This window comes from Streptomyces hokutonensis (assembly GCF_000376565.1).
In the GTDB taxonomy this organism is placed as follows: Bacteria; Actinomycetota; Actinomycetes; order Streptomycetales; family Streptomycetaceae; genus Streptomyces; species Streptomyces hokutonensis.
Genome location: NZ_BARG01000036.1, coordinates 84169 through 109314, shown reverse-complemented (window position 1 = coordinate 109314; position 25146 = coordinate 84169). Strand labels below are relative to the sequence as shown.

16 protein-coding genes are annotated in these 25146 nt (G+C 69.9%); 11 read left to right on the top strand and 5 right to left on the bottom strand.

The window, feature by feature from the left end; all coding sequences use genetic code 11:
* Nucleotides 1-12 precede the first annotated feature (12 nt).
* The 6 genes from SSP08S_RS22140 (at nt 13) to fxsT (SSP08S_RS22115) (ending at nt 13277) form a co-directional block, all read left to right on the top strand.
* Complete coding sequence (locus tag SSP08S_RS22140; protein WP_102133389.1) at nt 13-1260, top strand: toll/interleukin-1 receptor domain-containing protein; 1248 nt, start codon at nt 13-15, stop codon at nt 1258-1260.
* A complete protein-coding gene (locus SSP08S_RS22135) occupies nt 1254-2288 on the top strand; it encodes an AAA family ATPase (RefSeq protein ID WP_019069818.1) in 1035 nt (344 codons plus the stop codon). Before SSP08S_RS22140 ends, SSP08S_RS22135 begins: the two co-directional genes overlap by 7 nt.
* Nucleotides 2285-3256 carry a hypothetical protein gene (locus SSP08S_RS58230; protein ID WP_019069817.1) on the top strand — a complete coding sequence of 324 codons (972 nt, stop codon included), beginning with the start codon at nt 2285-2287 and terminating at the stop codon, nt 3254-3256. Before SSP08S_RS22135 ends, SSP08S_RS58230 begins: the two co-directional genes overlap by 4 nt.
* Nucleotides 3253-7137 (top strand): FxSxx-COOH system tetratricopeptide repeat protein, encoded by a 3885-nt coding sequence (fxsT, locus tag SSP08S_RS55670; protein ID WP_245607934.1) that lies wholly within the window; start codon nt 3253-3255, stop codon nt 7135-7137. The genes SSP08S_RS58230 and fxsT (SSP08S_RS55670) overlap by 4 nt, the downstream gene beginning before the upstream one ends.
* Before the next feature lie 14 nt (nt 7138-7151).
* A complete protein-coding gene (fxsT, locus tag SSP08S_RS22120) occupies nt 7152-10166 on the top strand; it encodes an FxSxx-COOH system tetratricopeptide repeat protein (protein WP_369407097.1) in 3015 nt (1004 codons plus the stop codon).
* Between the two features lie 123 nt (nt 10167-10289).
* Entirely contained in the window at nt 10290-13277 is a 2988-nt protein-coding gene (gene fxsT / locus SSP08S_RS22115; protein WP_026178725.1) for an FxSxx-COOH system tetratricopeptide repeat protein, read from the top strand.
* A 116-nt stretch (nt 13278-13393) separates the two neighbouring features.
* Here fxsT (SSP08S_RS22115) and SSP08S_RS22110 read toward each other — a convergent pair whose 3' ends face one another.
* The 3 genes from SSP08S_RS22110 to SSP08S_RS22100 all read right to left on the bottom strand — a co-directional run bounded on the left by SSP08S_RS22110 (nt 13394) and on the right by SSP08S_RS22100 (nt 15946).
* Entirely contained in the window at nt 13394-14164 is a 771-nt protein-coding gene (locus SSP08S_RS22110) for an MIP/aquaporin family protein (protein WP_019069813.1), read from the bottom strand.
* Entirely contained in the window at nt 14161-14898 is a 738-nt protein-coding gene (locus SSP08S_RS22105) for a YoaK family protein (RefSeq protein ID WP_019069812.1), read from the bottom strand. Before SSP08S_RS22105 ends, SSP08S_RS22110 begins: the two co-directional genes overlap by 4 nt.
* A gap of 103 nt (nt 14899-15001) precedes the next feature.
* A complete protein-coding gene (locus tag SSP08S_RS22100) occupies nt 15002-15946 on the bottom strand; it encodes a LysR family transcriptional regulator (protein ID WP_019069811.1) in 945 nt (314 codons plus the stop codon).
* A 131-nt stretch (nt 15947-16077) separates the two neighbouring features.
* Between SSP08S_RS22100 and SSP08S_RS22095 the strand changes: the two genes are divergently transcribed.
* The 5 genes from SSP08S_RS22095 to SSP08S_RS22075 all read left to right on the top strand — a co-directional run bounded on the left by SSP08S_RS22095 (nt 16078) and on the right by SSP08S_RS22075 (nt 22969).
* On the top strand, nt 16078-17967 hold the full coding sequence (locus tag SSP08S_RS22095; protein WP_043259611.1) for an amidohydrolase: 1890 nt from the start codon (nt 16078-16080) through the stop codon (nt 17965-17967).
* 54 nt (nt 17968-18021) lie between these two features.
* A complete protein-coding gene (locus SSP08S_RS22090; RefSeq protein WP_019069809.1) occupies nt 18022-19644 on the top strand; it encodes an MFS transporter in 1623 nt (540 codons plus the stop codon).
* 69 nt (nt 19645-19713) lie between these two features.
* A complete protein-coding gene (locus SSP08S_RS22085) occupies nt 19714-19962 on the top strand; it encodes an Atu4866 domain-containing protein (protein WP_019069808.1) in 249 nt (82 codons plus the stop codon).
* Nucleotides 19963-19974: 12 nt separating this feature from the next.
* On the top strand, nt 19975-21522 hold the full coding sequence (locus SSP08S_RS22080; protein ID WP_019069807.1) for a Na+/H+ antiporter: 1548 nt from the start codon (nt 19975-19977) through the stop codon (nt 21520-21522).
* 55 nt (nt 21523-21577) lie between these two features.
* On the top strand, nt 21578-22969 hold the full coding sequence (locus SSP08S_RS22075; protein WP_019069806.1) for an amidohydrolase family protein: 1392 nt from the start codon (nt 21578-21580) through the stop codon (nt 22967-22969).
* 42 nt (nt 22970-23011) lie between these two features.
* On the opposite strand, the gene SSP08S_RS22070 is transcribed toward SSP08S_RS22075, so the two are convergent.
* On the bottom strand, nt 23012-24085 hold the full coding sequence (locus tag SSP08S_RS22070) for a glycosyl hydrolase family 18 protein (protein ID WP_019069805.1): 1074 nt from the start codon (nt 24083-24085) through the stop codon (nt 23012-23014).
* A gap of 97 nt (nt 24086-24182) precedes the next feature.
* A complete protein-coding gene (locus SSP08S_RS22065; RefSeq protein WP_019069804.1) occupies nt 24183-25013 on the bottom strand; it encodes a GntR family transcriptional regulator in 831 nt (276 codons plus the stop codon).
* Nucleotides 25014-25146 lie beyond the last annotated feature (133 nt).

Below are 25146 nucleotides of genomic sequence, written 5' to 3'. Positions count from 1 at the left end.
AGGGTGGTCAAGGTGTTCATCAGCCACAGCACCAGCTCCGACCTGCAAACGGCCCGGTTGCGGGACGTCATCGCGGACGGCCTGCGGGAGCGGAACTACGAAGTCCTGCTCGACGTCCGTGTCCAGCAGCCCGGCCAACCCTGGCAGTTGAAGCTCGCCAAGTTCCTCGGAGAGTGCGACGCGGCCCTCGTTCTCGTCAACCAAGCCGCGCTCGACTCCTCCTGGGTGCGGCGGGAGACCAACATCCTGCACTGGCGCAAGACGCTGCACCCGAGCATGGTCCTGGTCACGGTCCTGGTGGGCGAAGTGAACGCCGGACAGTTGAGAGGCTCCTCGCTGGGCTACCTGGCCGCCGACGACGTGGCGAGGGTCGGGCGGTGTTCTCCGGAGGAGGCAACCCGGATCGTCGGGCTGTTCCCGCAGATTCTGCAGCTGGTGGACGATGTCGTGAGTGCCTGGCTCACCAACATCGGCATCCAGCTCAGAGAGATCAGGGACCCGGAGGTCTTCGCCAGGATCGCCCGGAGGCTCGGTGTTCCCCCAGAGGAGCACGACGAACTGATCCCCGGATTTGCTCCCGTGCTGCTGGCCTCGCAGATGCTCGACACCCATGACATCGAGAAGCTGGCCAACGCGGTGTTCGAGGCCTGGATGGGTGGTCTCGACAGCGACCGGGCCCAGAAACTGGCCACGATGGTGCTGCCTGTGTGGGTCGATCGCGACGCGGCCCGACGGATTGTGCAGGAGACCGACGGTTCCACCCGGCGAGTCGTCATCCTCAATGTCGACAGTCCGCTGATCGGTGAGCAGTACCTGGCCCGGGCCTTCTGCGTCGACGTCACGAGCTACTACATAGCCAAGGCCGCGGCCGGTCCGGCCGGCGAGGACGATCCCGAGACGTCGTTGCTGTACCAGTGCGAGCGGGCGGTGAAGTGGGCAATAGGCCTAGAGCAGGACCAGGACCTGGATCATCCGGAGGAACCGCGGGACTCCGGACGGTTCTTCCTCGTGCTGGACGCCAAGAAATGTGAGCTGGGCATCGTGCACCGAGTTGTTGTGCAACTGCACGAGAGGATCCCCTGGATGCACGTTCTGGTCATTCCCGGCCGAGGCGTGAACGTACGCGAGAGCTGGCCGGGAAACCCCGACGAAGTACTGGTTCTCGACCCGCCGTTCGAGGCGGGTCATGAGACTCTGGTCCAGGGTGTGGTACGGCGCGTGAGCGATCGACTGCGGCCGAGCGACAGGGGGGCATGGTGAGCGCAGAGCAGACCCGTGCGCAGCGGGAGCCCGACGGCCCGCCGGACACCGGATGGCTCGACATGCCGGACCGCAGCGACGGCCGCGTGTATGTGATGCCGGACGAACTTCGCTTCGCTGTGAACGTTGCTCTCGCCACGGGACGCCCCCTGCTGCTCAGAGGAATGCCGGGATCCGGCAAGTCCTCACTTGCGCCCTTCATCGCCAACGAGCTGCGCTGGCGCTACTACGAACATGTGGTGACCTATCGCACCCAGCCGCGAGAACTCCTCTGGACCTTCGACAGCGTTCGCAGGCTCGGAGACGCCCAGGTCGCGGTGAGCCGCGGTGAGACACCGGACGACGCCAGCTACGTCCAACCGGGCGTGCTCTGGTGGGCGTTGGCACCGAAGTCGGCCCGCAGACGAGGGAGGACCGGGGACATCGAGGTCTCCGACCCCGCTCCGGACCCCTTTGAAGAGACCAACTCCGGGCGTAGTCCCGATCACGCCGTCGTCCTCATCGACGAGATCGACAAGGCCGATCCGGATGTGCCGAACAGCCTCCTGGTCCCGCTCGGCTCGCACCGGTTCACCGTGGCGGAGATCGGCACGGAGGTCCGCACCGAAGAGGCCTTGGACCCGGAGGAACCGTCGAGGGAGGAGGTACACCGGGCCCGTCATCTTGTCGTCCTGACCACCAACGAGGAACGCGAGCTTCCGCAGGCGCTGTTGCGGCGCTGTGTGGTTCATGTGCTTCCGGAGCACGACAAGGCCATGCTGCTCAGCATCGCGGAGAAGCACATGGCCACCTGGCCCGGCGAGGTGACGCCGGACGACACGGCCCTCGCGGAGGCGGTGGCCGACGAACTCATGAAAGTGCGGGAGCAGGCCGACAAGCAGGACGTGCGCCGTCCCAGCACCGCCGAGTATCTCGATGCCCTGCTCGCGTGCCGGTCGCTGGACATCAGGCCGGGTGGGAGCGAGTGGCAACTCCTCACCAAGAACGTGCTGATCAAGCCGCAGCAGATGGCGGGTGACCGCAAGTGACGGGCGAGGCGTGGCTCGGGGACGTCGTCAGGGCCGCCCGTGCCCTCGGCACCCGGTCCCCGGAGGACTTCGTGCGTATCGCGGCCCTGCTCGGTCTCAGCGGCGAAACGGGCGAAACCGAGCAGCAGCGGCCGGAGCTGCCGGGTGCGGACGAACCCGCATGGCAGGCACCGGCCGCGGAAGACAGCACCGACCAGCCCCAGCCGAACAGCGACCAGTCGGTGTTCGGGCGCCGCGACCAACCCGCCCAGGCGGACACGATCACCGTCCTGGTCCCCGTGGAGGAGCAGACTCGGCCCCGCCGCCGCTGGACCACCCCCTTACTGGAGCCGCCACCCGGTCCGGGCGAGTATCCCGAGCGGCCCCCGCACTTACCGCTCCTCGCGCCTCGTTCCACGGCCGCACTGCTCACCATGATGCTGGCCAGAATCACGCGCGAGGGCGAACTCGACGTCGAGCGCGCCACGGAGGAACTGGCCCGCGCCCGGCCGCTGACCGCCATTCCCCGGCTGCCCCTGCCGACCCTGCGCTACGGCGTACAGATCCTCGCCGACACCTCCGGCGCGATGGAGCCCTTCGCGCGCGATGTGGAGGACGTGATCGGCCATGTGCGGGCCATTGCCGGTGTTGCCGGCACGCAGGTCCTGCGCTTCGCGGACGTGCCGCTGCGCGGCGCGGGTCCCGGTACACGGGCCACCTGGCAACGGCCGTACCGGCCGCCGAGGCCGGGCGTGCGGGTACTGATCCTCTCCGATCTCGGAGCCGGTGGCCCCCCGCTCAACCCCTGGCGTGCCACCGAGCAGGAGTGGCGGGCCTCCGTCGAGGTGATCCGCCAGCGCGGTTGCGAGCCTGTTGCCCTCGTCCCGCTGCCCGAGCGGTACTGGCCGCGCTGGGCCCGTGGGCTGCTCTCCATGGTCACCTGGGACCGTGGAACCACCGTCGGTAAGGCGCTGGGGGCCCGGAGGTGACTCCGGAGCAGCGACCGGGCCGAGTACTGGCCGTGCTGCTGAGCATCGCCGCACGGATCGAACCGGAGCTGATGCGGGCGGTGCGACTGCGCGTCGCGCCCGGCCTCGACGTCGGCGCGGAAGTGGATCTCTGGTTCGGCGACCTGGTCGAGCACCGGGGCTTCGGCTACATCGTCCTGAACACGCACATCATCGACGAACTGCGCGCCGAACTCGGTGAACGGCTGCGTCGAGCCGGGGAGGACGACCCGATCCACCGACTTTGGCCCACGTTCCAGCAGATGCGCGCCGGACGCAGCCCGGCCATGATCGTCCAGGAGACAGCGACCTGGCAGGCGGTCAGTGGAGCCCCGGACGCCGACCAGCAGATCGACGACTCCCTCCAGCCCGCGCTGCGCGCGCTGGTCGAGGAAGATCGTGAGGGCATCGCCCGCTGGTTCGCCAGTGCCTGGGACACCCTGCCGGAGCGGGTGCAGCGCTCCACCACCGCCTGGCAGTTGTGGACCCTCTCCGCGGTCCGACGCTCCGGCCACCAACCGGCACCGTCCCGGCCGGCACGCCTGACCCTCGCCGACGTCGCCGTCATCGCGGACGGGCTGCCGAAGGCGCGGCTGCACCTCAGCTGGGACGGTCCCCGGCTGATGCTCAGCGACACCCCGCTGGGAACCGGTGGGTTCGCCATCACCGTGCCGGACACGGATCCACGCGTGGTGGAACTGGTCACGACGGCGTCCGTCAGGACCGTCCTCGTCGGCCGAGAAGCGGCGGTCGAGGAGTGGGTGGGACCGGAAGGAGGCCGGCTGAACACGGCGGACGGAGCGACGTACGTACTGCCCCGCCCGGTCCTTGCGCAGACCGGTACGGGCCTTCCGGCCGGCCGTGGGACGGGACCGGAGGCGGAGAGCGACACCACGCCGGAGCGACCCACCCCACGGCACATCAGCATCTGCTACGCCGGCGAGAGTCGTCCCTGGGCGATGTGGACGGCCCATCAGCTGGAGCGGGTCGGCTGCACCACCACCGTGCTGCACTGGGACACCGCCTCGCGCGCGCCAGCCGAGTCGCTCGGAGCCCTGCTGGCCGCCCCGGGCCAGGTGGTGCTGCTGATCAACGAGCGTGCCTTACGGCTCGACCTGCACAGCGGACAGGCCTGGGCGGAGGCATTCCGGGCGATCGTGGGTCCGCATACAGAGCGCTTCGCGGCCATCGCGCTGTCCTATCAGCCGCTGCCGGCCGCCACGAACGTACTGCGCCTGGTCGACGTGGCCGGACTGGGAGAGGAGGAAGCACGAAGCAAAATCCTCGAACGGCTCGGTGTTCCCCCGGGAGACCCGCCGGAGTCCCCTGACGGGCCGCGCTTTCCCAACGACTCCCCCCAGGTCCGGGAGGCGCCGAGGCGCAACGCCCACTTCACCGGACGCAAGGACGATCTGGAGGAGCTGTCCGAGCTTCTGGCGGAACCCGGCCCGACGGGCGCACGTGTGGTGCTGCACGGGATCTCCGGCGTCGGCAAGAGCCAGTTGGCCACTGAGTACGCGCACCGCTACGGCGACGCGTACGACGTCGTCTGGTGGGTGAGGGCCACCCAACGGACGACTGCCCGCGAGGAGTTCGCAGCGCTCGCGGTCCATCTCGAGCTGGCAGCAGGCCAGGACGTCGGCGAACGCATCCGCGCCGTGCGCGCGGCGTTGCGCGCCCGCAGTACGTCGCGTCAGCGCTGGCTGCTGATATTCGACGCGGCGGACGACGTGGCCGAGATCCGCCATCTTCTGCCGGAGGGGCGGGGTGACGTACTCATTACCAGTCTCAGCCGTGACTGGGCGGTTGGGTTGGGCTTCCAGGAATACACGGTCCGGCCGTTCAGCAGAATGGAGAGCACTGCCTTCATCCACCGCAGGGTGCCGGCGGCCACCGCGGCGCAGGCGGAGCAACTGGCGGAAGCCGCGCAGGACTTGCCGATCGTGCTGGCACAGACCACCGCATGGCTGGTCGCCAACCCCGACGAACCGGTCGACGAATACCTCGACGCGCTGCGGCGGTTGTCCCCGGCAGAACTGGAGGTGAGGGCCGAGGACGACTACCCGGTGGGCTTCGTGCGTTCCTGGGCGCTGCTGCTCAACCGCCTGCGCGAGCGCGATCCGGCGGCGGAGAAACTCATCGAGCTGATGGCGATGTTCTCCCCGGACGCCATCCCCCTGCGCCTCATCGCGGCCGCGCCCGTCACCGCGTTTCCCGGCACCATCGCCGACACGGTGTCCGACTCCACCAGGTGGCAGGCAGCGCTGGCGGGGCTGGCCGACCTCACTGCGATTCACCTCAACTACACGGTTGACCCCACCCTGGAGTACGGCGTCGAGTCGGCCCAGATGCACCGCCTCTACCACCGCTTCATCCGCGCCAACCTGAGCCACGGCACCCGCTCGGACATGTCCCGCGCCGCCTGCGCGGTGCTGGCTGCCGCCAATCCCGGCCGCCCCGCGGACCGGCGTGACTGGCCGGCGTACATCGAGCTGATTCCGCATCTCGACACGGCGGGCGTACTGGACCGGGACGAGGCAGGGGTACGCAGGCTGCTCCTCGACTGCATCGACAACCTGCGCCTGAGGGGCGAGTACGACATCGGTCTGCGTGTGTGCGAACAGGCAGTGACCCGCTGGCGGCCCCGCATTCCGGGAACCGACCGGGACATGCTGGTGCTGGTGCACCAGCACGCCAACCTGCTGCGCAGGATGGGGCGTTACCGGGACGCCGAGGCGGTCGGAGTCGCTGTGGTGGACCTGCTCTCAGACCTGCGCGAGCCGGACGACCCCGATCTGCTGCGGGCCAAGGACGGGCTGGGCGGCACCTTGATGGCGCTGGGCCGCTTCTCCCGCTCCCGCGAGCTGTTCGAGGAGGTCTGGCAGGGCCGGGCCAGCCGGTCCGGCCCCCACGACGGACGGGCACTCAGCGCCAAGAGCAACATGGCCCTTACTCTCGGCCTGCTCGGCCACTACCGGGAATCCCTGGACATCCACCGAGAGTTGTTCGAGCTGCGGAGCGGTTCGCTCGGTGCGGACCACCTCGACACGTTGAACTCGGGTCTGCACGTGGCCTGGATGACGAGACTGCTCGGCCGGTACCGAGAGGCTCTGTCCGTCCAGGAGCCGAATGCCAGGCTGCACAGCCGTGTTCTGGGCCCACTGCATCCGCAGACCCTGCGCGCCGAGCACAATCTCGCCCAGTGCCTGCGCCGGGACGGGCAGATCGACGAGGCGGCGTCCCTGTTCACCAGCATCCTCACACGCTCTCAGCAGACCCAGGGCGAACTTCATCCCGAGACGCTGATGATGGCGGCCGACCGGGCCACGCTGCTGCGGGGCGGCAGAGCCCGCGAGGCCCAAGCGCTGGCCCGTACCGTTGCCGACCACTATCTGCGTCTCCTCGGACCCGATCACCCATACGCCGCGGGCTCACTCGGCAACGTGGCCCTGGCCCAGTGGGCCGAGGGCGGCGAGCGGGGCGAGGCGGAGGCCTCCGCGCGCACCGCATGGCGCTTGATGGTCCGAGCAGTTGGTGACGAGCACCCCTGGACGCTGGGCTGCCGGCTCAATCACGCCGCCATGCTCGCTCTGTCGGGATACACCCGCAGCGCCGTCGTCCACGACACGGAACTCGTCGAGTCGGCGACCCGCCAACTCGGAGCGCAGCACCCCTTCACCCTTGCCGCTGCCATCGCCCAGGCCTGGGACCTGCGCGAGCTGGGTGAGGTCGGTGAGGCCGAGGAGCTGCGGCGCCGGACTGTCGCGGCACTTCGGGACACTCTTGGGCCGCAACATCCGCACACCCGGTCTGCGCAGGAAATGAACAGACCTTACTGGGACTTCGAGCCCCAGCCCATCTGAACCACCACGAGGACATGGCATCCGGCACGGCGTCCGCTGAGGGGACCAGGCGTATGGAAAACCGGCGCAAGCGGAATGGCCGGCACTTCACCGTGAGCTACGCGGGGTTCAACCGGCCCTGGGCCTCCTGGATCGCGTATCAGTTGCGGGCGCGTGGCCATGCAGTGTCCATGGTGCGCTGGGACCCTCGGGTTGAGGCGCCGTTCGAAGAGGAGTTCGGTGCGCTGCTGGCTGCCGAGGGAAACATCCTTCTGGTGCTGGACAACTGGTACTTCGGGCTCGGGCCCATAGCCGAGGAGGATTGGCAGCGTGTGCTCCGGCAGATGGTGCCTCTGCACGCCGACCGGTTCGCGGCAGTCACGGTGGCCACTCAGCCGGTGCCCGATTCGGTGTCCCTGCTCGATCCCGCCGATCTGCGCGACCTCGACGAGCAGGAGGCCGTCCGACGGCTGCTCCGTAGGCTCTCGATCGACACGGCGGAACCGATTCGACCCTCGGCCAGGATCGCGCCCCGGTTCCCGAACGAGCCGCCCCGGGTGCTCGAAATCCCCCGGCGCAATCGCCGCTTCACCGGCCGGGACGCCGAACTGGAGCAGATCCGCGAGCTGCTGACGGCCCGGCCGGCCGACGGCGCGGTCGCGAGCCGCGTGGTGCTGCACGGAGTCAGCGGCACGGGCAAGACCCAGATCGCCGCCGAATACACCCACCGCTTCGGGAACGACTACGACGTGGTGTGGTGGATCGACGCCACTCATCGCGCCAACGCACGAGAGCGTCTCGCCGCGCTCGCGTCCCGCCTGGGACTCACCGTGGGCGAGCGCATCGGCGAGCGGATCCGGGCAGTCCACGAGGCCGTGCGCCATGACGAACACGCGCGCTGGCTGTTGGTCTTCGACGGTGCGGAGGACGCATCCCAGCTGACCGACCTGTTGCCGGAACGCAACGGCCATGTGCTGCTCACCTCTACCACCAGGGACTGGCCCGCCATGCCCGGCGTCGGCATCATCGACATCCGCCCGTTCACCCGGGTGGAGAGCGTCGCCTACGTGCGCCGTCGCGCGCCGCGGATCACCCCGCAGGAGGCGGACTCGTTGGCTGCGACCGTGCACGATCTCCCTCTGCTGCTGGCCCAGACGGCCGCCTGGCTGGGTGCCAACGATGTCCCGGTGGCGGAGTACCTACGACGGCTGGACGACACTCCGGGCAGTGCGCGAGAGCAGACGGAATACCCGCAGAGATTCCCGGAGGCCTGGACCACCACTCTGGACAGCCTGCGGGAGCAGCACCCGGAGGCGTCCCAGCTGCTGAGCCTGCTGGCCTTCTTCTCGCCCAACGAGATCCCGGTCCGGCTGCTTACCGAAGTCCGCTACGGGGACCTGCCCGAATCACTGGACAAGTTGGTCCATGACTCGCGCGCTTGGCATCTGGCGTTGCGTCGGTTGTCCGAGTACACGGCGGTGCGACTGGACTACGAGCAGGACCTGGCGGAGAACCCTGCCGTGGAACAGGTCCGGATGCACCGGCTCTACCACAGGTTCCTGCGCGAGAACCTGAGCCCGCAGGACCAGCAGTCGTACGCGGACACGGTATGCCAGGTGCTGGTCGGTGCCGATCCACGACGGCCGACCGACACCCGCGACTGGGAACGTTACGCGTTGCTGATCCCACATCTGGAAGCCGCGGGCGCATTCGACTCGACCCGGACGCCCGTACAGGAGCTGGTGCTGAACTGCATCGAGTACCTGCGGGTTCGGGGCGAGTACCGCACGGCCCTGAGACTCTGCGACGACGTACTCGCGCATTGGCGGGAGCGGTTGGATCCCACGCACGGTGCCCTGCTTTCCCTGCATCACAAACTGGGCCACCTCCGACGCCAGGACGGACGTTATGCCGAGGCCGAGGAACTGGGCCGGTCGGTCGTCGGGCGACTCGCCGCCGTCCGGCCCGACGGCCATCCCGAACTGCTGCGGGCCAAGGACGGGCTGGGCAGCACTCTGCTCGCCCTCGGCCGGTTCGGCGAGGCCCGGTCTCTGTTCGCCGAAGCGGCGGAGCACTTTGCCGAACAGTTCGGTACCGAGGCCCCGCAGACACTGGCCTCCCGGCACAATCTCGGCCTCGCCCTGATGCTGCTCGGCCAGTACACCGAGGCCCGGGAGATCCACCGTGACGTCCTGCAGATCCGGCAGCGCAGACTGCGCTCCCGCCACTACCTCACGCTGCACTCGGGCACCGTGTACGCGCGACTGATCCGTCTGCTGGGCGACTATCCGGAGGCCGTCTCCAGGCTGGAGCAGATTGTCCGGACGCTGCGCCAGATCTCGGACGAGAACCATCCGCAGTTCATCATGGCCGAACACCAGCTGGGCCTGTCCCGACGCCGGGCCGGAGACATCGCAGGCGCGGGCGAACGGCTGTCCGGGGCAGCTCGCCGCGCGGCGCATGTGCTGGGCCCCCGACATCCCGACACGCTGGTGGCGGAGGCCGACTACGCCACCTTCCTGCGGGAGTACGGCGAGCTTGGTGCGGCCGTGCGCTCCGCGGAGTCCGTCGCGCAGCGCTACACCGAGTTGCTGGGCCCCCAGCATCCGTACACCATCGGCACCTGGGGAAACCTGGGGCTGGCGCTCGGGCACGTGGGCGGTCACGTCGACTCACTCCGCCATGCCGAGGCGGCGCTGCGGGACATGACCGTGGCGGTGGGCCGGGACCATCCGTGGACGCTGGGCTGTGCACTGAACCTGAGCGCCGCGCGTAGCCGCACCGACGACGTCTCCGGCGCCCAGGAGCTGAGCCGTGACACTGTTCGGCGCGCGCTCGGGTTGCTCGGCCCCGCGCATCCGATGACCCTGTCGGCGAGGACGGCCCTGGCCGATGACCTGCGGACCCTGGGGCAGGCAGCCGAGGCAACAGGTCACGAACAGACAGCGGTACGAACGCTGAGCGACACCTTGGGATCCGAGCATCCGCATACCCGCGACGCCCAGCGGCGGGTCCGCCCTTACTGGGACTTCGAACCGCAGCCGCTGTGAGATACCGGAAGACGGCTGCTTCAGTTGCTGGTTCATCCAGCAACTGACCGATGAATCACCAGATTTGATGCATCATCGGAAATGAGCCGCCGAATTCTCGAAAGACCTCCCAGGAGCCGGCCCATGACAACAGGTCGATCGGCCTGCCCGCCACCCGTCTCCCTCGTCTATGCCGGAGTGAGCAACGGCTGGGCGCAGTGGATCGCCTGGGTCCTCGCAGAAGAGGGCTGCACGGTCGCCGACGTGCGGTGGTCCCCGCTCAGTCGACTGCCGGACGTGGAAGCGCTGCGGGACTTCTTCGCGCAACCCGGACGCGTCGTGCTGGTGCTGGACGACTGGTATCTGCGGTTCGACACCGGACGCAACCGGGAATGGGCGCAGGTCCTGCACAAGGTGATGCCCCAGCTCCACGTCCGAGTGGGAGCGGTCACCGTGACCACGCGGGCCCTGCCCGACGAAGCGGTGAGCCTCGGCGCGGTGACCCTGCGCGGAATCGGCCCGGAGGAGGCCCGGCGCCGGGTACTGGCCACGGTGGGTCTGGTACCGAAATCACCCTACATGCGCCAGGAGGAAGGCCCGCGCTATCCCGAAGATCCGCCCGACGTGACCAACGCCCCGCGCCGCAACCCGCGGTTCACCGGCCGCGAGGACCTCCTGGACGACGTGCACGATGTGCTGACCTCGGGCGGCGGTCAGGGCCGCCGGGTGCTGCTGCACGGCCAGGCGGGCATCGGCAAGAGCCAGGCCGCAGCCGAGTACGCCCGACGCTTCGCAGGCGAGTACGACCTGATCTGGTGGGTGCCGTCCGCGACGAAGGCGGCTGCCCGGGCCGGGTTCGCGGCACTGGCCAGGGAAGTGGGTCTGGGCGAGGGGGATCAGCTGACGGGGCAGATCGAAGCGGTGCAGAAAGCACTGGAACGGGATGAGAAAGGCCGCTGGCTGATCGTCTTCGACGGCGCCGAGGACGTCGACGGTATCGCGGCTCTGCTGCCCCACGGGCGCGGCCAGGTGGTGATCACGGCGCAGAACACACAATGGTCCCGCCTCGGAATCGTGCTGTGGGAACTGCCGCCTTTCGAGCGGGACGAGAGTGTCGCCTTTGTCTGTCGCCGGGCTCCACGCATGACCGAGGCGCAGGCCGGAGAACTGGCCGATGCCCTGGAACATCTCCCGCTCGTCATCGACCAGGGTGCTGCCTGGATCGATGCCAACTCAGGCGCCGACATCACGGATTACCTCGGCGCCCTCAGGAGGCGGGGGCCACTTCGTGCGGGTTCCGACGACGCCGCGCCGGGCGTGGACGCCGATACTCCGCTGGCCCATCGCAACGTGTGGGCGAAGACCCTCGACTCTCTGGCCGACTCGCCCCCGACCCACGAACTGCTGCTCCTGTTGATGTTCTTCTCTCCCGACCTGGTTCCGGTCCGACTGCTGCGCTCGGCCCGCCCCAGTGATCTGTCCATCCGTTTGGCCGGGTTGGTCAGCGAACCGGGAGGCTGGGATGCGGCATTGCTGTCGATCTCCGAACTGACCTCGATGAGAGTGGAGTTCGCCACCGACTCGCAGCAGGGCTTCGCCAGCGTCGTATCGCTGCGGATCCACCGCAGCTTCCGCCGTTTCGTCCGCGACAGTCTTTCGCCCGGCACCGAGCACGAGTTCGCGACGACAGCCGCCCGGATCCTCGTCGCCGCCGACCCCGGAGAGCCGGGGACCGTCGGCAACTGGCACTGCTACGCCGACATCCTTCCGCACCTGGAGTCTTCCGGTGCCCTGGACTCGGACGACGGCGACGTACGCCGACTCCTGCTGAACTGCATCCAGTATCTGCGCGTGCGTGGCGAGTACCAGGACGGTCGGGTGCTTACCCAGAGGGTGTTGGGCCAATGGCGGCCCACCTCCGGACCGACTGACCGAAACGTGCTGACTGCCGCTCGGCAGGAGGCCCTGATGCTGCGTGGCCTCGGCCGTTACGAGGAGGCGGAGGAAGCAGGCAGGGGCATCCTGGAGCGCTTGGAAGAGGCTGGTACCAATGGGATCGAGTTGTTGCGCGCCAAGGACGGGCTCGGCGGCACACTCATGGCGCGGGGCCGGTACGACGAGGCGCGCAAGCTCTACGAGGAGACAGTGCGCCACGCGCAGGATCGACTGGGTGACCAGTACGTGCCGCAAACCCTGCAGTTCCGCACCAACCTGGCCATCGCCCTCGGGCTTCAGGGGCACTACGACGATTCCTGCGTCATGCACCGCGAGGTGTACGACCGCCGGGTCGCACTCCTCGGGTCACGCGAGCGGCGCACCCTCCAGTCCGGGGCCTACACGGCCCGGATGCTGCGGCTGCTGGGCAGGCTGCGAGAGGCCCGCAGCCTGCAGGAGTACAACGTGCGCCTGCTCCGCAGAACGCTCGACAGGGCGCATCGCCAGACTCTCCTGGCCGAGCACAACCTTGCTCTTTGCCTGCGCCGCGACGGCGATCTGGAAAAGGCGCGTGCGATCATGCGCGAAGCCCGTCGCCGACTCATCCTGGTCAGCGGCGCAGACCATCCCGATGTGCTCTTGGTCTCCTTGGACTACGCGATGCTGCTCCGGGTGTTCGGTGACCGGGCCAAGGCCCGCGAGCTGGCCGAGGCGACCGCCGAAGCGTACGCGCAGCGGCTGGGCGAGCAGCACCCGTACACGATCGGCGCCCGCAACGACTGCGCACTGTTTCTCCTCGACGAAGGGGAGACGGAGGCCGCGCGTCGGCTGGCCGAGCAGTCGATGCGCGCGTTGGAGACGGAGATAGGGCGCGGCCATGTATGGGTCGTGGGTTGCGCGATGAACTGTGCATCGGCGATGGCTGCGACGGGAGACATCGAAGGCGCGGTACGACTGGGCACAGACGCTCTTACGCGGTCGATTGCCGCGGTGGGTGCCGGTCATGTCCTGACTGCCAACGTCCAGGCCGGTCTTGCCCAGGATCTGCGCGCGTTGGGCAGGAACGAGGAGGCGGACGTCCTGCAAGGCACGGCGCTCGCTGCCTTGGCCGCAAGCCATGGACCGGATCATCATCAAGCCGACTACATGCGCTCCGGCGCACGCCCCTACTGGGACTTCGAGCCGCAGCCCATCTGATCGGAAGCAAGGCTCCGACTTCTCCCCGCGTTCGGAGCAAGTCCGACTCCTTTGGCGGGTGGCCACCGGCAGATCCTTATGTTTCCGATGGTCTCGTCCTGGCGGAGGGCGTACGGCTACGGCTGCGGAGCCGCGGCCACCGCGCGGTCGGCCGGTGTCCGTGCGAGGGCGCGGCGGCGGGTGTTGATCCGGTTGATCACGACCGTCGCCGCGAGCGCGCCGAACGGCGGGGCGAGCAGATAGACCGGCAGGAGGGAGAGGTCTCCGGAGAACAGCGCAGGGCCGAACTCCCGTGCAGGGTTGGCGATTCCGCCCGACAGGGTGCCGAAGGCGAGGATCTGGGCGGCGATCATCGTGCCGACCGCCCAGGGGGTGAACGGGCCGAGTCGGCGGCTGGAGACGCCGATCCCGGCGACGGCCACGATGACGAACATCGTGGCGGCCTCGACGACGGCCACCGCTGCCCAACTCCAGCCGGGAGCAGGCCTGATGACCGCGTACTCCACGGCGGGGGAGGCGAACACCGGCCCCCAGACGAGTCGTCCGGCCGCGATGCCGAGCAGCGAACCGATCAGTTGTCCCGCGATGAACGGCGCGACATCGCGGCCGGGTGTGCGGCCGTAGCGCCACATCGCGAGGGTGATCGCCGGGTTGATGTGGCCGCCGGTCACCCGGCCCCAGGGGGAGAGCATGACGGCGGTGACCGTGTAGCCGGAGAGGGGGGCCACGGCGAGGAGCCGGCCCTCTGGAACGTTCCACCAGCCGCCCGCCGCCGGGTCGAGGGTGCCCAGCAGCCAGCGGACCGTGGTGGCCACGATGAACAACATCAGTGCTGTCAGGGCGAGTTCGAGGAGGGCCGAGTGCAGCGTGCGGCGGTTCGCGTTCACAGCGGCTTCGTCCACGAGGCGTCGGAGCGGGTCAGCGCGAACGCGGTGCCGGAGGCCGCCACCAGCACCAGCGTGGCGAACAGCAGGGGCAGGGCCCCGCCGCCGTGCTCGACCGCGACGGCACCGGCCAGACCGCCCGCGAACATCGCCGCCGCCGACAGCAGCCGGCGGCCGATCCTGCTGCCCTTGCCGCCCGCGAGCCGGCTGTCCGCCGCTACTCCGGTGATGGTGAGCGTCAGTACGGTCGTGGTCAGATCGGGTACGGCCAGGGCGCGGGCGGTGGCGTTCTGCACGCCCATCGCCAGGCCGAGGAGGGCGATCAAGGTGTATTGGACCGCTCCACTCGCGTGCGCGGTGTCCGTGGTCTGCGCGACGACGTACGCCGCCAGCACCAGGGCCGTCTCCAGCAGCAGCGCCAGGTGCAGGACCCGTCCACGATGGGCGCCGGCCCCGTGGGCGAGCCGCCCGCCGAGCAGGGCGCCCGTGGCGAACGCGGCCAGCGCGGCGAGGGACGCTGCCAGGGAGAAGCCCGCCGCGCCGGCGATCGCGAAGCCGGAAAAGACGACGTTGCCGGTCATGTTGGCGACGAAGACATGGCCCAGGACGAGATAGCTGAAGGCGTCCACGAGCCCGGTCACCACCGTGAGCCCGAGCATCAGGGGAGGGAGCGGGCCGTGCCGGTCCTTCATGTCGGGGACGACCGTGGCCCACGCGTCCCGCAGTACGGCGGACATGCAGTGCTCCCATCGCTGGAGGTCTCCCGGTCTCCCGGCTCTCTACGAGCCTCGCCCCACGGGAGCGTTCCGTCCAACATATGGATGCGGACGCAGCGATCTGCTACGCCGATTGATCGCCCCGACCGCCGACCGCGTGCCGTTCCACCACCTCGAGGAACGCGGCGGCGGCCGGTGCCAGCCGCTTGCTGTCGTGGACCACGCAGATCGTGTGCACGGCCGCCTCGTCGGCGACCCGGAGCGCGCGGGCGCCGTACGGCAGGGAGCCCTGGGGATCGGTGCCCGGCGCGGAGTCGGTGAACACGGACGAGCGCGGGACGACCGTCACGCCGATGCCCCGCGCGGCCAGCCGGACCATGTCGTGGATCTGGCCGACCTGGAAGTGCTGGCCGGGCTCCACCCCGGCGCGCGCGAAGGCCGCCTCCACCTGGCGGCGCAGCCCGCTGCCCCGGGTGAACTGGATGAGCTGGTGGGTCTCCGGCAGGTCGGCGAGGTCGACGGTGTCGCGGTCGGCCAGGGCATGGTCGGCGGGCACGATCAGGACCAGCGGGTCGACGGCCAGCACCAAGTGGTCGAGCCCTTCCGGGACTTGGCGCGGTCCAAGGCCCACGACCGCGATGTCGAGGTCCCCGGCCAGGACCGACGCGGCCATCTGCGCGCTGGGCGCGTTGGTGACATGGAAGTCGATGCCCGGGTAGCGGGCGTGGTAGTCGGCCATCACCTCGACCAGGTCGACCGAGGAGGCGCGTGTTTGGACCAGTCCAAGACGCAGCCGCCCGCGCCGCAGCCCGGACAGCGCGTCGAGGGCCGCCTGCGCGTTGTCGACGTCGGCGAGGATGCGACGGGCCAGCGGTTCGAGGAGTTCCCCGGCGGCCGTGAGCCGTACGGAACGGCTGGTCCGGCTGAACAACTGGGCGCCGACCTCCTTCTCCAGCCGGGCGATCTGCTGGCTCAGGGCGGACTGCGCGACATAGCAACTGGCCGCCGCCTGCGTGAAGTTGCGGGTCTCGGCGACGGCGAGGAAGTACCTCAGGTGGCGCAGGTCCATGGGTCTCATCCATCCGTCTGACCGATTGATTCCAGCAGAACCATGTGTTGGACCGATCCATCCTCGCAAACCTAGCGTCGAGACGCCACCAGCCGACCGACCTCTCAGGAGCCGACGTGTCCAGCAGCACCATGCCCGTGGGCGGCATACGCCCCTACGACGGGGTCCGGCATCCCGCGCAACTCGTCGTCCGCAACGGTCGTATCCACACCGGCGACCCCGCCCGCCCGGCGGCTTCCGCCGTGGCCATCACCGACGGTGTCTTCAGCGCCGTAGGAGACGACGCGACCGTGGCCCCGCACATCGGCCCGGACACCCGCGTCGTGGACGCGCTCGGCCGCCGGGTGATCCCCGGCCTCAACGACTCCCATCTGCACGTCATCCGGGGCGGGTTGAACTACCTCCTCGAACTGCGCTGGGACGGCGTACGGTCCTTGCGCACCGCGCTGCGGATGCTGCGGGAGCAGGCCGAGCGCACGCCGACAGGCCAGTGGGTACGGGTGGTCGGCGGCTGGACCGGCGAGCAGTTCGCGGAGAAGCGGTTGCCCACCGTCTCCGAGCTGAACGCTGCCGCCCCCGACACCCCTGTGTTCGTCCTGCACCTGTACCAGTCGGCGATCCTCAACCGGGCCGCGCTGGAGGCCGTCGGCTTCACACGTGACTCGCCGAACCCGCCCGGCGGCGAGATCGTCCGCGACTTCGCGGGCAACCCCACCGGCGTCCTGCTCGCCGCGCCCGCCGCCGGACTGCTCTACTCCACCCTCGCCAAGGGACCGATCCTCGCCCCCGAGGACCAACTCGGCTCCACCCGCCACTACTTGCGCGAACTGAACCGCTTCGGCATCACCAGCGCCATCGACGCCGCCGGCGGGTTCCAGAACTTCCCCGACAACTACGCGGCCGTCACCGAACTCGCCGAGCGCGGCGAACTCACGGTCCGTGTCGCCTACCACCTGTTCCCGCAGACCGCCGGGCAGGAACTCGACGACCTGCGCCGCTGGGTCGGCATGGTCAGCCCCGGCGACGGCGACGAATGGCTGCGCTGCAACGGCGCCGGCGAGAACCTCGCATGGTCCCCGGCCGACTTCGAGAACTTCGCCGAACCCCGCCCCCAACTCACCGCCCGCGCAAGCCAGGACCTGGAGGCGGCGGCCCGGCTCCTCCTCGACAACGGCTGGGGTTTCCGCCTCCACGCCACCTACGACGAGACCATCCGCCAGGACCTCGACGTCTTCGAGAAGATCGCCGCGGACGGCGCCTTCCCGGCCGGGACGCGCTGGCTGTTCGACCACGCCGAGACCGTCAGCCAGGACAGCTTGGACCGGATCAAGGCACTCGGCGGCGCCGTCTCCGTGCAGAACCGCATGATGTTCCAGGGCAAGGCGTTCATCGACCGCTACGGCGCCGAGCGCGCCGCGACCGCGCCCCCGATCCGCGCCATGCGCGACACCGGCCTGCTCGTGGCCGCCGGCACCGACGCCACCCGCGTCTCCAGTTACAACCCCTGGCTCTCCCTGTCCTGGCTGGTGACCGGCCGCACCATCGGCGACACGCTCCTCTACCCGGCCGAGAACCGCGTGGACCGATCCACCGCCCTGGAGATGTACACCAGCGCGGGCGCCCACCTCACCGGCGAGGCCGACGTCAAGGGCACCATCACCGAGGGCAAGTACGGCGACCTGGCGATCCTGTCCGCCGACTACTTCTCCGTCGCCGACGAGGACATCGACCGCATCGAGGCCCTCGTGACCGTCGCGGGCGGCAAGGTCGTGCACGCGGCCGGCGACTACGAGAACATCGCCGCCCCGCTCCCGGAGATCAGCCCCGCCTGGAGCCCGGTCGCCCGCTTCGGCGGCTTCCAGGCGGCGACGGGCGCACGGCAGGCCCATGCCCTCACCGACGCGGCCACCGAGTCCGAGGAGCAGCGCGCCTGGCGCGAGCGGCGCGGCGACTTCGACCACGTACCGTCCGTGCCGCACCAACTCGGCGGTGCGCTGGACCCGTTGGACGGCTGCTTCTGACCGGCGGGCGTACCTTCATTCCCGACCGTCCACTTCACCCTCCGGAGCAGCACCATGAGCGCCAGTACGACGACCGGGGGCACCGCGCGGTCCGCCTCGGCCTGGGCACCGTTGGCCCGCCCCGTGTTCCGGGCCCTGTGGATCGCCCAGTTCGTGTCGAACATCGGCACCTGGATGCAGACGGTCGGCGCCCAGTGGCTGCTGCTCGGACACGGGGCGACCATGGTCACCCTGGTGCAGACGGCGTCGAGTCTGCCGATCGTGCTGCTGGCGCTGCCCTCTGGCGTCCTCGCCGACCGGTTCGACCGGCGCGGGCTGCTGCTGGTCGCGCAGTTCGCGATGTTCGCCGTGTCGGCGGTGCTGACCGTACTCGCCTTCGCGGACGCGCTGTCCGCCGTACCGCTGCTGGCTCTCACGTTCCTCCTGGGCTGTGGTACGGCTCTGATGGGGCCGTCGTGGCAGGCCATCCAGCCGGAGCTGGTGGAGCGGGAGCAGTTGGGGCAGGCGTCCGCGCTGGGGGCGGTGAACATGAACCTCGCGCGGGCGGTCGGTCCCGCGCTCGGCGGTGTCGTGGTCGCGGCGGCCGGCGCGGGGTGGGTGTTCGGCTTCAACGCGCTCTCGTTCCTCGGGATCGCCGCCGTACTGCTGCTGTGGCACCGCCCGAAGACCACCGTCCCCGCCGCCGAGCGCGAACGGCTGCTGACCGCGCTGTACGCGGGCCGCCGCTACGTCTGGAACGCTCCAGGCATCCGGCGCGTCCTCCTGCGCACCGCCCTGTTCATCCCCGGCGCGGCGGCTCTGTGGTCCCTGCTCCCGCTGATCGCCGCGGACTCGCTCGGCATGGGGTCGGGGGGTTACGGCCTGCTGCTCGGCGCGGTCGGGTTCGGCGCGGTGGGCGGCGCGTTCGCACTGCCGTGGCTGCGTGAACGCCTCGGCATCAACGGCATCCTGGCCGCCGGTGCCGTCGTGTTCGCCCTCGTCCTGCTGGTCCTCGCCACCGTGCACCTCACCTGGCTCGCGGTCCTCGTGCTGCTGCCCGCCGGAGTGGCCTGGATCGGCGTCCTGTCCACCCTCAACGCGGCGATCCAGACGCGGCTGCCCGGATGGGTCAGGGCCCGCGGACTCGCCGTCTACCTGCTGGTCTTCCAGGGCGGCCAGGCCGTCGCCGCCCCCGTGTGGGGCGCCCTGGTCCAATGGCTGGGCCTCACCACGGCCCTCCTCATCGGCACCGCCGTCATGCTGCTGAGCGCGCTCAGCCTCCGCCGCTGGCGGCTCTACGGCATGGAGGGCATCGATCCCACCCTGTCCGACCACTGGCCCACCCCGCCGCTGGTCTTCGTGCCCGGCCCCTCCGATGGACCGGTCCTGGTCTCCGTCGTCTATCGCGTCGCACCGGACGACAGTCCCGCGTTCGTCGACGCGATGGACAACGTCGCCCGCTCCCGCCGCCGGACCGGCGCGCTCACCTGGGGCCTCTTCCAGGACGGCAACGAACCCGGCCGGTTCATCGAGAACTACCTCGTCGGCTCCTGGGCCGAACACCTCGCCCAGCACCACAACCGCCTCACCACCACCGACCGCTCCTTCGAGGACAAGGCCCGCGCCCTGCTGCTGCCCGGCACCGCCCCCGAGGTGACCCACGCCTTCGACGCCTCCGCCGTAGGACCGGTCCACTGAGGGTGGGTGCCGTGCACCCAGGAGAGGCGTGGCCTGGTTGGCCCCGCGCGGGACCGCGACCGTGGAGCCATGAACACGAACGCAGCACCGCACCCCTTCGTCGGCATGTGGGTCACCGCCGACGGCCACATCCGGCAGGAGCTCCTGCCCGACGGCCGCTACGACGAGGCCCGCGGCAACCGGCAGAGCGCCTACACCGGCAGCTACACCGTCACCGGCAACCACATCGACTACGTCGACGACACCGGCTTCACCGCCACCGGTGACGTCCGCGACGGCGTGCTCTTCCACGAGCACCTCGTCCTGTACCGCGCGTAACCCGGCACGGCCATGGACAGCCTCGAACTGATCGTCGTCGTAGCGGTCGCCGTCCTCCTGATGGGCTGGCTGTCGCGGCGCACCGGCCTGAGCGAGCCCCTGTTGCTCCTCGCCGCGGGCGCTCTCGTGGGACTGACCCCGTCCTTCGCGTCGTTCGCGCTGTCTCCGGACGTCGTCCTGTTCCTCTTCCTGCCCGCGCTGCTGTACTGGGAGGCGCTGACCTCCTCGGTGCGGGAGATCCGCACCAACTTCCGCAGCATCGCGCTCCAGTGCACCGGTCTGGTCCTCGCCACCGCAGTCTCGGTCGCCGTCGTGGCCCACACGCTGGGCTACGGCTGGCCGATCGCCTTCGTTCTCGGCGCCGTCCTCGCCCCGACGGACGCGGCGGCCGTCGCCGCGGTCGCCAGGGCCATGCCGCGCCGCATCCTGACCGTGCTGCGCACCGAGAGCCTCCTCAACGACGGGACCGAGCTGGTCCTGCTGGCCGTGACGATCGACGTCGTCACCGGCGAGCACCTCTTCTCCTGGTCCGGCACGGCGCTCGCCTTCGTCGAGTCGTACGCCGGTGGCATCCTGATCGGTGCGGCCGTCGCCCTGCTCCTGATCCAGGTCAGGTGCCGGCTGACCGAGCCGCTGCTGCACAGCGTCCTGAGCGTCGCGACCCCTTTCCTCGCCTACCTCCCCGCCGAACTCCTGCATGTCTCCGGTGTGTTGGCGGTCGTCGTCTGCGGTCTGGTGTCCTCGTGGTTCGGGCCGCGGGTCATCGGCTCCGAGGCCCGTATCCAGGCCGTCGCCTTCTGGGAGGTGGCCAGTTATCTGCTCAACGGCGCCCTGTTCGTCCTCGTCGGCATCCAACTGCCCGCCGCTGTAAGGGCGTTGACCTCCGTCTCGCTGCTGCAGGCGACCACCGCCGGTCTAGCCGTGAGCGTGGCGGTGCTCGGCACCCGGCTGCTGTGGTTCTACTCGGTGCCCTATCTGGTACGGCTCCTCGACCGGCGTCCCCAGCAACGGGACCGCCGGATCACCGCCCCGCAACGGCTGCCGCTGGCCTGGGCCGGGATGCGCGGTGCGATCTCGCTGGCCGCCGCACTGACCGTGCCCGCGACGACCGCCGACGGACATGCCGTCGGGCAGCGCGACGCCGTCGTGTTCATCACCACGGTCGTCATCGTCGTCACCCTCGCTCTGCTGGGCCCCACCCTGCCGGCCGTGGTCCGCCGCGCCCGTTTCCCCGCCGACGCGGACAAGAGCGCCGAACTCACCCTCGCCCGCTGCCGGTTGAGCAGCGCCGCGCTCGACGCCCTGCCGGAACTGGCCGAGCGGTTCGGGGTGCCCGAGGAGGACACCGCGCGCATGGTCCAGGACATCGAGGACCGCACCGCCCCCGCACCCGACTCCGCGCACCGCCGCGAGAGCCTGCGCCACCTCCAGCTCGCCCTGCTCCAGGTCAAGCGCGACACCCTCACCGACCTCCGCGACAGCGGCCGGATCGACGACATCGTCCTGCGCAGCGTGCAGGAAGTGCTCGACGTGGAGGAAGTCCGGCTGGGCAGGCACTGAACCACCTCTCCGGGTCAACTCGCCACCGTCCCAACCCTCTTGAAAGGGGACCTTCATGAACACCCACGACACCACCGGCGCCGCTGTCCTCGCCCGGCTCCGCCGCCAGTCCGCCGACCCCGCCCGCCGCATCCTCTTCACCGGCGCGACCGTCGTCACGATGGACCCCGAACTGGGCACGCTCCAGGGCGACGTGCTCGTCGAGGGCGACACCATCGCCGCGATCGGACCGGGCCTCAGCGCGGACGGAGCGGTGGTCGTCGACGCCTCCGGCACCATCCTGGCCCCCGGCTTCGTCGACACCCACCGGCACGCCTGGGAAGCCCAGTTGCGCCGGATCATGCCCGACGTCGACGACCTCGGCGGCTATGTGATGACCACCCTCGCGGGGTACGCCACCGTCTACCGGCCCGAGGACATGTACATCGGCACCAGACTCGCGGCGCTCACCGCACTCGACAGCGGCATCACCACGATGCTCGACTTCTCGCACAACTCCCGTACCCGCGAACACTCCGAGGCGGCGATCGAGGCCCTCCGCGACACCGGTATCCGCGGCGTCCACGCCTCCATGGGCCCGCACTTCGGGAACTGGGACCGCCAGTGGCCCGCCGACCTGACCCGCCTCAAGGACCGGTACTTCAGCAGCGACGACCAGCTGCTCACCCTCCGCCTGGCGACCCTGGCCACCGACGAGATCGCCGGACCCGCCCTCGCCTACGGCCCCGAACTAGCTCGCACCGCAGCAGACTTGGGCATCGGAGTGAGCGTCGACGCGGTCTTCGGCGAGGCGTCCTCACGGGCCGTGCTGTCCTGGGCCGAGCACGGCATCCTCGGCCCCGATGTCACCCTGATCCACGCCACGGGTCTGACCGCCGAAGCCTGGAAGGCGATGGGGGAGTCGGGCACCACGGTCGCACTGGCGCCCACCTCCGACGCGCAGATCGGACTGGAGACGGCGATCCCCGCCGTGGACGAGGCGCTCGCCGTCGGCATCCGCCCCGGCCTGAGCATCGACGTCGAAGTCGCCCTCGCCAGCGACCTGTTCACCCAGATGCGGGCCCTGCTCGCCATCCAGCGGATGCGCGCGGTCAACGCCGCCTACGGCACCGGTGGCGAGCTCTCCCGGATCACCACGCGCGACGTCCTCGACTTCGCCACCCTCCAGGGCGCCCGGACCAACGGGCTCGGCGACGTCACCGGCTCGCTGACCGTCGGCAAGAAGGCCGACCTGCTGGTGGTCAGGGCCGAGGACCTCAACAACATGCCCCTCAACGACCCCATCGGCACCCTGGTGTTGGGCTCCGACGCCCGGAACATCAGCGCCGTTTTCGTCGACGGGCAGCCGCGCAAGTGGGACGGGCAGGTCTTGGACGTGGACCTGACCGCCCTGCGTGCCGAGGTCAACGCCTCCCGCGACCACGTCCTCAACACCCCGGTCGCCTGAGGGGAGTTCGGGGCGCTCCCGGGAGCGCCCCGCTCGCTCGGGTCAGTTGGAGAACCAGGGGTTCCCGCCGCCCAGCGACCACACCGACACCTTGGTGACGCCGAGGCCCTTGAGGACAGCCAACTTGCGGTCCATGGCGACGCTGTCGACGTAGTCGTAGAGGACACCGCCGGAGGTCCAGCGGATCTCGCCCGAAGACGCGTCCCGGCGGCTCTCAATCGTGGCCGGGTCGCTGGAGAAGCCGGGGCTCTTCTTCATGTCGCTGAACTGGATGTTGCCCGTCACGGAGTTGAGGTCGCAGGGGTCGGGGGCGCTGTAGCCGTAGGAGGGGACACCGATGATCAGGCGGTTGGGGTCGGGGATCTTGCTCTGCGCGTACTTGGTGACCTTCTTCAGCCAGTCGTAGGGGCTGATGGGCAGGCAGCGGGCGCCGGCGGCGGTGTCGAACTCCTCGTCGTACGCCATGATCACCACGTCGTCCACGCCGGTGGCGGCCACCGCCGCGTAGTCGTAGAACGCGGCGTCCTCCGTCATCGCCGGAGCGTCGACCTGGAGGCGCTTGCCCTTGGCGTGCAGGGCGGTCGCCAACTGCCCCAGGAACGTCTTGTAGTTGGCGAAGTCGGCGGTGCTCCAGGACCAGTAGTCCTCCAGGTCGACGTCGACGCCGCTGAGCCCGGCGTCGCTGACGAGGGAGGTGACCTTGGAGACGGCCGCCGTGCGCTTGGCGTTGGTGCTGACCAGGGCGCGGACGTCGGCGGTGGTCATGCCGGAGAGCGTGGGGTACTGGTAGGCGGAGTGGGCCTTGAGGTCGGCGACGTTGGCCGCGCTGTAGGTGTTGCAGGTGCCGTTGGCGGTGGTCTCCAGGGTGACCGCGCCGTTGCTGCCGACCGACCAGTACTCGGGGTTGAGGGCGCCGTTCTTCACCCTGTTGTCCGCGTACTCGTTCTTGGCGGTGCATGTGGAGTCGCCCGTCGAGCCGGGGTACAGCCAGGTCTGGAGCTGGACGCCCGAGGTGGCGGAGGGGCTGGCGCCGGCCGGGACCGAGGCCGTACAGGCGAGCAGCGTGGTGACCGTGGAGGCCACGACGCCGGTCACGGTGAGTGCGTGACGGAGCATGAGCGGTCCTTTCTGGTAGGGATTCACGTGCGGAGGGGCGTGCGGGATCGCCGCGTCGGCCGGGGGACCGGCGCGGTGAACTGGGGGACGGGAGCGGTCAGTTGCTCCAGTAGGGGTCGAAGGCCAGGGTGTCGGCGCCGGGGACCGTGGTGGCGGCCGACCAGGAGCCGTCGACGACGCGTCCGCCGTCGGGACGGCCGGCCAGCGAGAGCCTGGTGAAGATGCGGTAGCGGTCACCCCGGTAGACGGAGCGGGTGAACTCGACCACCCGGCCCTCGGCGTCCCTGGCCGCCCGCTCGAACAGCAGGGCGGGGGTGTGCACGGACACGCCGAGGAGCTCGGCCTCCCACTCGTCGACCACGGTCGGCTCGATGCTCTGCGTGGCGTCGGCCAGCAGGATCTGGTAGCGGCGGCCGAGCAGCCGGTAGAAGGAGTCGGTCTCCAGGTCGCGGGCGGTCAGACCGGGCACCAGCGCGTGCGGCACATGCAGCGTCTCCACACACATCGGGTCGCCGTCCACGGTCCGCAGCCGGAGGATCCGCAGGATCTGCTCGCTGGGCGCGATACCCAGCCGGCGGCCGATCCGGGGCCCCGCCGCGACGGTCTTGAAGTCCAGGGTGCGGCTGGCCCAGGTGCCGTCCACCCCGCCGACGCCCAGTGTCTGCGGCTGCCCGGGGGAGCCGCCGCCGAGGTGCTGGGCGACCTTGGCCCGGGCGACGAACACACCGCGTCCGTGCTCCCGCACCAGCAGACCGTCACGGACGAAGTCGTCGACGACCGCGCGCAACGTGGGGCGGGAGACCCCGAGTTCCTCGCACAGCTGTCGTTCGCCCGGGAGGGGGCGTCCGGTGCCGGTCTCCTCGATCAAATCCAGGAGGTGGGTGCGGATGCGTTCGCGCTTCTCCCAACGGCTCTCACCGCTGACCATTCCTACCAACTTTCCTTACCAGTGGTTCATCTTTCCTGCGGGTTGCTTCCGAAATGCTTGCTTGACAGTCCCCAAATAGTGCCCCAACATGTGCCCACTGGTCAATAAGTGGTAAGCAAATTCGCCGGAGGTC

Excerpts from the sequence above, each read along its gene's own strand:
- SSP08S_RS22090 (WP_019069809.1), top strand. The coding sequence starts at position 18,022 with ATGAGCGCCAGTACGACGACCGGGGGCACCGCGCGGTCCGCCTCGGCC.
- SSP08S_RS22095 (WP_043259611.1), top strand. The coding sequence starts at position 16,078 with ATGCCCGTGGGCGGCATACGCCCCTACGACGGGGTCCGGCATCCCGCG.
- SSP08S_RS22080 (WP_019069807.1), top strand. The coding sequence starts at position 19,975 with ATGGACAGCCTCGAACTGATCGTCGTCGTAGCGGTCGCCGTCCTCCTG.
- SSP08S_RS22100 (WP_019069811.1), bottom strand. The coding sequence starts at position 15,946 with ATGGACCTGCGCCACCTGAGGTACTTCCTCGCCGTCGCCGAGACCCGC.
- SSP08S_RS22135 (WP_019069818.1), top strand. The coding sequence starts at position 1,254 with ATGGTGAGCGCAGAGCAGACCCGTGCGCAGCGGGAGCCCGACGGCCCG.
- SSP08S_RS22075 (WP_019069806.1), top strand. The coding sequence starts at position 21,578 with ATGAACACCCACGACACCACCGGCGCCGCTGTCCTCGCCCGGCTCCGC.
- fxsT (WP_026178725.1), top strand. The coding sequence starts at position 10,290 with ATGACAACAGGTCGATCGGCCTGCCCGCCACCCGTCTCCCTCGTCTAT.
- fxsT (WP_369407097.1), top strand. The coding sequence starts at position 7,152 with ATGGCATCCGGCACGGCGTCCGCTGAGGGGACCAGGCGTATGGAAAAC.
- SSP08S_RS22065 (WP_019069804.1), bottom strand. The coding sequence starts at position 25,013 with ATGGTCAGCGGTGAGAGCCGTTGGGAGAAGCGCGAACGCATCCGCACC.
- SSP08S_RS22070 (WP_019069805.1), bottom strand. The coding sequence starts at position 24,085 with ATGCTCCGTCACGCACTCACCGTGACCGGCGTCGTGGCCTCCACGGTC.
- SSP08S_RS22085 (WP_019069808.1), top strand. The coding sequence starts at position 19,714 with ATGAACACGAACGCAGCACCGCACCCCTTCGTCGGCATGTGGGTCACC.
- SSP08S_RS22105 (WP_019069812.1), bottom strand. The coding sequence starts at position 14,898 with ATGTCCGCCGTACTGCGGGACGCGTGGGCCACGGTCGTCCCCGACATG.